At 33.4% G+C, this 8,645-nt stretch carries 6 protein-coding genes; all 6 read left to right on the top strand.

Translation table 11 applies throughout. The annotated features are described in order from the left end of the window. The first annotated feature begins 330 nt into the window (after positions 1 to 330). The 6 genes from ACRD7B_RS22255 to ACRD7B_RS22230 all read left to right on the top strand — a co-directional run bounded on the left by ACRD7B_RS22255 (position 331) and on the right by ACRD7B_RS22230 (position 8,332). Positions 331 to 1,122: a hypothetical protein gene (locus ACRD7B_RS22255; protein ID WP_430826874.1), complete on the top strand. Its 792-nt coding sequence runs from the start codon at positions 331 to 333 to the stop codon at positions 1,120 to 1,122. A 234-nt stretch (positions 1,123 to 1,356) separates the two neighbouring features. Beyond that, complete coding sequence (locus tag ACRD7B_RS22250; protein WP_430826873.1) at positions 1,357 to 2,409, top strand: hypothetical protein; 1,053 nt, start codon at positions 1,357 to 1,359, stop codon at positions 2,407 to 2,409. Between the two features lie 155 nt (positions 2,410 to 2,564). Continuing rightward, positions 2,565 to 3,245, top strand: coding sequence for a hypothetical protein (locus ACRD7B_RS22245; protein WP_430826872.1), 681 nt, complete (start codon positions 2,565 to 2,567; stop codon positions 3,243 to 3,245). Positions 3,246 to 3,426: 181 nt separating this feature from the next. Continuing rightward, positions 3,427 to 4,215, top strand: coding sequence for a DUF4393 domain-containing protein (locus tag ACRD7B_RS22240; protein ID WP_430826871.1), 789 nt, complete (start codon positions 3,427 to 3,429; stop codon positions 4,213 to 4,215). 187 nt (positions 4,216 to 4,402) lie between these two features. Beyond that, positions 4,403 to 7,639, top strand: a complete 3,237-nt coding sequence (locus ACRD7B_RS22235) for a DEAD/DEAH box helicase (protein WP_430826870.1) — start codon at positions 4,403 to 4,405, stop codon at positions 7,637 to 7,639. A gap of 219 nt (positions 7,640 to 7,858) precedes the next feature. Beyond that, complete coding sequence (locus ACRD7B_RS22230) at positions 7,859 to 8,332, top strand: RDD family protein (RefSeq protein ID WP_430826869.1); 474 nt, start codon at positions 7,859 to 7,861, stop codon at positions 8,330 to 8,332. The last annotated feature ends 313 nt before the right edge of the window (positions 8,333 to 8,645 follow it).

The following is an 8,645-nucleotide window of genomic DNA, read 5'->3' as shown; positions in this document are numbered from 1 at the left end:
TGCTTAAATCGAGAACTATATATAATTGTTTTTGGCTTTGTGCGGTTAATAACATTTCAGCAACTAAGAAGTAAGAAAAACAGGCTATAACAAGCCGCTATAGTGCATAAGGCTTAGTTCAAATTGGAGAATTTATGACTTCGGTCATCAGCGCCAAAACGCTGTTTGACTTTTAGAACAAAAAAAATAAAAACAAAACAGCGCTTTGGCTCTGCTCATTTTAGAGAGTAGGTAAGGTTAAAATGCCTTACAGCACCATGCGGCCGGCCGTTATGCGCAATTACAACACAGTACACAGTTCAACAAATTAATAACTTAAAATTTAGAAAGATGAGAAACTTAAAACAGATTCTATTTGCAATCTTAGTGTTAACATTTATTACGGCATGTGATAAAGACGAAAATGACCCAAAAGAAACTTTGGAGAAAGAAACAATTAGTGCCAAGTGGACAGTTAACAATTCGAGTGATTATGAATCATTTGAATTTAATGAAAGTGGTAATTATATAGTTGTGAAAAATACGACAACGAAATCAACAAATGACCAAATTATCCTTTTTGGAACTTATGAGATTATTGACAATACAACAATTGTTCTTTCAGATTTTGGAACTCTCACAATATCTGAAGTAAATGAAAAATCAATAGATTTCACAATTCAATTATCAAGTAATCCTGATAGTGAAATTATTATAACAGCGTCAAAACAAGATGAAATTCAAACTTCAACAAATACAGATTTACTATGTAGAACATGGGAAATGGTAACGGAAAATGGAGAACCTGTTGCTGGGACAGATATGGAATTAACTGTTTTATTTTCAAAAGCTGGAACCTATTTTGTTTCATTTGCGAATCCAGAAGATGAAAGTGATGGTGGTTTAGCACAATGGAAATGGAATGATGAGGAAGAAACACAATTGCTTTATTCTTGGGAAGAAGTGCCTAATTGGGAAGAAGAAGATTATGTAGAAATTCCTGAATTAACGGCAAGTACACTAAAAATGGTTGAGGATGAAGACACATGGGTGTTACAACCAGTTTCTAACACAAAATCAGCCGTGATTAAGTCATCTAAAAAATCATCATTAGGACTAAAATCAGGCTTCTTTAAAAAATAAAAGCGCATAACATTTTGTATAAGTAATGGCAGGGAAAGTACTAAATATCAAGGTTTGTAGCCCGCTCAAACTGCGTAGCGGTTTGACAGGAAAGTGCCACGCACTCTGCCACTACTCATACAATTTACCGTTAGCGGGCATAAAGCAGCGTGCACAGAAAAAACGCTAGATTGTTTATGGAATTTACGTTTAAAAATCATCTAACTGATTAGAATCAATTATTTAATCAAGTCTATGAATATTTACAGACCTTTAATTATTTCAATAATCAGTTTGATTTCGTTGACAATTTATGCTACGGAACAAACTCCTGATAAACTAATTTACAAGTCGGATACTATTTACCTTGAAACATACCCATTCGAGATTCTTATGGATTCCGATTCATTGATTCGTAAACAGATTTATGGAGACAGTGAGGATTTTTGTATTTCGAGTGGCTGTTGGAGAGGACATGTTGCTACATGGACAATTGAAAATGATAGCTTATTCTTGACTAAATTAATCGATGGTTGCGAAGAATTTGAATTCAAATTAAACAAAGTGTTTCGCAATCGCAGAGTTATTAATAATAAAGTGTTCGCAGATTGGTTTACAGGAGATTTGCTTGAATATGAAAGCTGGTTTGTTTTGATAGACGACAATGATTCAGTTAAGAACACGAAGAGATTTAATTTAAAAATAGCTAATGGAAAAATACTGAAACTGACTGAAACCAAGACCGATTGTGAAAAAGCTTCAAATCAAGCAAAAAAGGATTTTGTTAACTCAGACTATTCTTTTCATTCTTTGGAATTTCTGCCAATAGAAAATACTTACACTTATTTATTAAATAATTATTATGACATAAAGTGGTATTTTACGGATGATTTGGAATATTATGATTGCTATGACTCTGTTATGACAATTTATTTAAAAGACAAGTACGGTTATGACTTTCTTGATAAGGCTCAGATTTTAGCTGATAGTTTGGAACAAACAGATAACTGGATAACAAATGCAGAATATATTGGAGGAACACATGAATTAATGCAGTATATCTTAACCAGACTTGAAATTGATAAAACTGATATGAAGGACGGAATAAAGACTAAGCTGTACATTGAGGTAGAAATAGACACGACAGGTAAAGCGATTAATCCAATAATCCGTAAAGGTTTTGGAGAAAAGACTGATAAGAAAGTTAAAGAAATAATAAATGAAATGCCTAATTGGAAACCTGCATATTTGTACGGCAAACCAACAAGACAGAAATATTTTATACCACTAAATATAGATTATCAATAAATTACGACCCGCTAACACGCGGTAAAAAACATTGCGCAGAAAGTGCTAAATTGCAACAAAATAACATTTAACAAACGGCATAGCGACATGATACTGAAGCGCATTTAAGTGCGCAACGATTTCTTACCGCCATCCGTTGGCACAAATTTAACAAGATGATAAGAGCTATTATTATATTATTTATTGTAATGCAAATAGGTTGCAAGAATGCAAAAGAAAATCAAGACAATAATGCTCATGTTCTAAAATCTAAATTTAATACAGAAAAAATTGATACCACGATTGTAATTGAACAAGACAATAAATCAAAAACAGTAATTGATATTGCCACTTTTATTGATAGTCTATATGAATTAGAAAATCAGTTTGAATTGGACACAATTAGAGAGTGGAATAATTATGTAGATGTAAGTGTAGAATTAAAAGAAGATAGTCTAGCAATTATTGAACTGGGATATGAATTAGGACCTAAGGCATTAGACTTGAGAAAAGTAATTGAATATTATAGCTACGTTTCATTTGAATTCCTCATTTTTAATAATAATGAAGAGGCAAAGAAGCAGTTTCAGAGAGTTTTGAATTCAAATCTCGACAATAATAATGATTCTACAGAATGGGAAAATAAATTGTATTGGAAAATATTCTCAAAAGCTGGCTCTGCTTATATTTTGTATAATGAAATGATAATATATCATCATAGACGATGTAATTATAATGAGAAAATAGAAATACCTCGTGAAGATAAATTATTAGAATATTTATATAATGGGCTTTATCCTGCAGAACCTTATTTTGTAAGAGTTCGATGCGGATGGGGAAATTTTGAAAGTAAATAAAAACTTGTGCCAACAGCGGCTCATAGCCTATACCGCTACTGAATTAGGAAAGTAAAACGGGTTTACGAGGTTTGTTGATTTTATGTAACTATGTGCATCAAAATAAAGCGGAACAGGCCATAGCCTCAACACGTTGGCAAACATTTATGACACCTCGTACTAACAAATTAAATATTGAAAAATGATAGACCCTGAATCAACTAAAAAGATCGTTGATGAAGCTTCAAAATTAGCTCCTGAAGTATATCAAGATATTGCAAAGCCAGCAGCAAAAGAAATCGGTGACGTTGCTGGAAGAACAGTTAAAGCCTTGTTAGCCCCTGTTCGCGGACTACTCTGGGGATGGGAGAAAATTGAACAAGTTGTAACCGAAGGAATCAATAAAAGATTTGAGAAAATTCCTGAAGAGCGAAGAAAAACACCTGACCCAGAAATTGCAGTTCCATTAATGCAAGCATTGACATATACCGCACAAAATGAAACATTAAGAGAGATGTATCTCAACTTACTTGCCAATTCAATGGATTCTGCGATGTCAAAGAAAACCCATCCTTCATTTGTTGAAATTATAAAACAAATGAATAGTTTAGATGCTAAGGTGTTTGATAAATTATCTCAGCAAACAGGATATCAAAAAGCGATAAATCCAAATGTCGAAATTAAAGGACAAGGTAAGGTATTCATTGGTGCTATGCCTGAGTGGTATTTAGGGTGGATTATAGTAGGTTATGATATTTTTGATATTTCTGCAAGTCTGGTTAGATTAAGCAAATTTGGACTTATTGATTTATTATTTGATAGAACTGCTGGAAAAGATGGGTATACTGAATTGGAAACAGCTAAAGATTTAGAAAATATACTGATAAACTATCAAAAAGTTAAACCTGATATGGATTTAGCCATCAAGTCGCATAAAAGTGTATTACATATAAATGAATACGGATTACAGTTTAAACAAGCTTGTAAATAAAAACGTTTGCCAACACGCAATAAAAAACATAGGGCGGAAAATGCTAAATTTGAACGACATAACATTTAATAAACGGCTTGGTAACTTGATAGGTAGGAGCTTCGAAATGCCCTACGTTTCTTATTGCCATCCGTTGGCATTCATTGTAAGAAGCATCCTGCATATAATAAACCTAAATTGATAAAACATGAAAGTAATCCTACCCAGCCATTTTAATTTAACAGAGAAGATTGGTAAAGACTTCGTTTATCAATTAGGGTTTGACAAGCAAGAAATAGAAGGGACAGTTGATGGACATTCTTATAATAGAGTAAATGGTTATGTGTTGACCGAAAATGGTGGTAGAGAAATATTAGTTTCTTCAAAAAAGAATTGGTCTGCAAATGAACGTTTCGATTACGTTCTTCAAGCGAAAAACTTTGACAATATTAATGACGGTGATTTCAGTAATTACATTTGGATAAAGCACCCTGATTTTTCAGAACCAAATACATACAACGAAGTAAAGGAATCTTATAATGGAGCCTTTTCATTTAAGCAAGAAAATCTAGACGAAGGAATTGAAGGTCTTCGTTCTCCTCAAATAGGTGGTATATATGCAACTTTAGCACATTGGCAGATTGGTTCCGAGCCAGCCACAATTGTAATGCCAACTGGAACTGGAAAAACGGAGACAATGCTTTCTCTATTAATTGCTGCAAATTGTGAAAGAATACTTATCGTTGTCCCATCAGATGCATTACGCTCTCAATTAGCTAAGAAGTTTGTATCTCTAGGTTTGTTAAAACAATTAGGTATAGTAAATGAAGATAGTCTTTTCCCAAGGGTTGGAATTCTAAAACACCGCCCTCAAACGGAACAAGAGGTCAATAATTTCTTTGAAAAATGTAATGTGATTATTACAACTATGAGTGTTGTCGGGCAAATTAGTCCTCAAATTCAAACGAGAATTTCAGAATACTGCTCTCACTTGTTTATTGATGAAGCACATCACATTGCTGCAAAGACATGGAGGAAGTTCATTGAAGCTTTTAAAGAGAAGCATATATTACAATTTACAGCAACACCATTTCGCAATGACGATAAATCAATTGGAGGAAAGATTATATTCAATTACCCACTGAACAAAGCACAAGAAGAGGGGTATTTTAAGAAAATTGATTATTACCCAATATACGAGTTTAATTCTTCTGACTATGATAGGTCTATAGCAGAGAAAGCAGTTGAGATATTAAGAGCAGATATAGCAAGTGGAAATAACCACATTCTTATGGCTAGGGTAAACTCAACTCCTCGCGCTAATGAAGTGTACGAAATCTACAAAGAATATGAGGATTTAAATCCTATTCAAGCGCATACAGGTTTAAAAAAAGAAGAACAGAAAGAAGCTATTCGCAAAATCTTGAATTATGAAACTCGCATTATAATTTGCGTTGATATGTTTGGTGAAGGTTTTGATATGCCTGAATTGAAAATTGCAGCATTTCATGATGTGAAGAAAAGCTTGCCTATAACTTTACAATTAGCAGGTAGGTTTACACGGACAAATAGAGATAATAATCTTGGGAATGCATCTATAATAGTTAACCTTGCTAATGTAGAGGTTACAGAAGAATTACAAGCCTTATACTCCCAAGATTCCGATTGGAATCAAATCTTACCTGTTATCTCAGATGAAAATTCAAGAGAGCAGGAAAGTCTTTATGAATTCATGCAAGGTTTTGATAAATTTCCTGATGAAATACAACTTCAAAATATTAGACCTGCATTAAGTACGGTTGTCTACAAAACAAATACAGATACTTGGCAGCCGAATGACTTTGAAAAAGGAATAATTGGTATTGATAATTTCGACCAAGTTTATTCCGATATAAATAGCCAAAAAAGAACACTTGTGATTGTAACAGGGAATAGAGTTCCTGTTAAATGGGGTGATTTAAAAGATATTTATCGATTAGAGTGGACTTTATATGTTGTTTATTGGAATCAAAACCAGCAGCTACTTTACATTAATTGTTCTGCAAATGGGAGCATGTTCGAAAAACTTGCAGAGGCGGTATCATTAGGAACAGCATCTCCTATAAATGCTGAAGACGTGTATAGGAGTTTAGGGAAAATCACCAGATTAAAAATAAATAACGTCGGATTAAAAGAGCAATTTGGAAAGCAAAAAAACTTCACCATGTATACAGGGGAAGATATTGAGCCTGCTCTAAGTCCTGTTCAGTTATTGAACAAAATTAAATCCAATATTTTTGGAGTTGGATTTGAAGCTGGAGAAAAGGTGTCTATTGGTTGTTCCTACAAAGGTCGAGTATGGACAAGAAAAAATGGCAACATCGAACAATTAATAAATTGGTGTAATTATACAGGTGATAAATTACTTGATGAAACAATAGACCCAAATACAATTCTTAGCGGGGCAATATACCCTCATAAAGTTGATAGACGACCAGAGCTAATGCCAATTACGGTTGAGTGGAATGATGAAGTTTATAAAAAGAATGAACAGGCTGTTTTTATAGTCCATAATGATTTTTCTTACCCTCTTGATTCATTTGAATTGGAATTGCTTAACCCATTAGAAACGGGAGACATAAACATTGTTCTTTATAATGAAAGATTTAGGTCAGTTTATAGATTGGAAATAAATGCAGATAATTTTGCTTTTATAAACGTTGAAAATCCATGTTCAATACAATTTGGAGCAACTGCACATCCCTTATCTGAATACTTTTATAGTTATTCTCCTATTATTCGTTTTTTTAACGGGGCATGGCTAGAAGGAAATCAATTCGTTGATTTCGTTTTTGAAGGAAGTTCATATGAACGTGATAAAATTAAGGCATGGGATTGGACGGGCGTTAATATTAGAGAGGAATCACAAGGAGAGCAGAAAGCTACTGGTAATATACAGCACAAAGTAATTACGGAACTACAGGGTAAAGATTTTGATATAATCTTCGATGACGATAGTTCGGGAGAAGCAGCGGATTTGATTACGATAAAAGTTGATGATATTGCTAAAAAAATAATTGTTGAACTATATCACTTAAAATATTCGCATGGTGAAAATGCAGGGGCTAGAATAAGTGATTTATATGAAGTATGCGGACAAGCGCAAAAAAGTGTGTTTTGGAAAGGCAAAGGTGGTTTTGAATTATTCAAACATATGATTCAAAGGGAATCAAGAAGAGTTTCAAACGGTAAAAACTCCCGATTTGAGAAAGGTACGCTAGAAAATCTAGCACTAGTTAAAGAAAAAAGCAAGCGATTTTATAAGACGGACTTTAAAATTTATATAGTTCAGCCAGGTTTATCGATAGGTAGAGCATCTGAACAACAATTAGAATTATTAGCTGTAACTGAAAATCATCTTTTAGAAACATATAAGGTTGATTTAGAAGTAATAGCAAGCGAATAAACAACGAAATGCCAACACGCGGTCATAAAACATTGGGAGTTAAGTGGTTACTTGAACTTCAGTTCTCGCATCAAAGTTTATTGTATTTTGATAGTGAGGTAGCTCCGAATTTCCCAACGTTTCATACCGCCATCCGTTGTGGTGCATTTCCCACAATTAAGTGAATGCCCTATCACAAGATGAATTTTCAGCAAACTCTTTAATAAAATAGAAGCACGAATGAATAAAATTCAAATTAAAACAAAACCGAACTTAGGTAAGAGAATTTATGCCTGTGTAATTGACTATGGATTTATTTACGCTTTTATGATTGGAATGCTAATATTTTATGGAGAACAAAGTAGTGAAGGTGGCTATTCTTTATCCGGTTTTCCAGCGTTATTTGTAAGTTTGTTTTGGGGATTAATGACAATTGGAATTGAGCAAATATTTGGAACGACTCTCGGAAACTATCTAAATGACTTAAAGCCAATATCAATAAAAGGTGACTTTAATAATTTAGACTTATCTCTTGGACAATCTATTAAGAGACATCTACTTGATTGTATAGATATTTATACTTTTGGCATAATTGGAATAATTGCGATTAAAAACTCAAAATATAACCAGAGATTAGGTGACATTTGGGCAACTACAATTGTCATCGACATTAAAGATAAAGAGCAAGGCATTATAATAGACAACTCATTATAATGTTATTAAACTTCTTAAGTCTGATTGTTTTATTCCATTATAGATTCTAGATATTTAAAGCTATTTTTCTGGAAAAAGAATAATAACGACACCACAACAAACCGCAATAAAGAATGCCTTGCCGAGCCAGGTTTTGGGAGTTTAAGCTCCCGCGCGAGCACAAAGTGCAATTAGGAACGCGAATATACCACACGCATCGGCACACTTCATGCGGCAAGACGTTAATAGCCTATTTTAAGTTCATAATTTTAGAAAGCAGGTTTTCAGAAGAACGCCAAAAACAATTAGCAATATGACTTAGCCATTTTTCCTG

It is taken from the genome of Carboxylicivirga fragile (assembly GCF_050589805.1).
In the GTDB taxonomy this organism is placed as follows: domain Bacteria; phylum Bacteroidota; class Bacteroidia; order Bacteroidales; family Marinilabiliaceae; genus Carboxylicivirga; species Carboxylicivirga fragile.
The sequence above is the reverse complement of the archived record's forward strand: the minus strand, read 5'-3'. Positions and strand labels throughout refer to the sequence as shown.

Coding starts and splice junctions, on each gene's coding strand:
- ACRD7B_RS22255 (WP_430826874.1), top strand. CDS start 331: ATGAGAAACTTAAAACAGATTCTATTTGCAATCTTAGTGTTAACATTT.
- ACRD7B_RS22250 (WP_430826873.1), top strand. CDS start 1,357: ATGAATATTTACAGACCTTTAATTATTTCAATAATCAGTTTGATTTCG.
- ACRD7B_RS22245 (WP_430826872.1), top strand. CDS start 2,565: ATGATAAGAGCTATTATTATATTATTTATTGTAATGCAAATAGGTTGC.
- ACRD7B_RS22240 (WP_430826871.1), top strand. CDS start 3,427: ATGATAGACCCTGAATCAACTAAAAAGATCGTTGATGAAGCTTCAAAA.
- ACRD7B_RS22235 (WP_430826870.1), top strand. CDS start 4,403: ATGAAAGTAATCCTACCCAGCCATTTTAATTTAACAGAGAAGATTGGT.
- ACRD7B_RS22230 (WP_430826869.1), top strand. CDS start 7,859: ATGAATAAAATTCAAATTAAAACAAAACCGAACTTAGGTAAGAGAATT.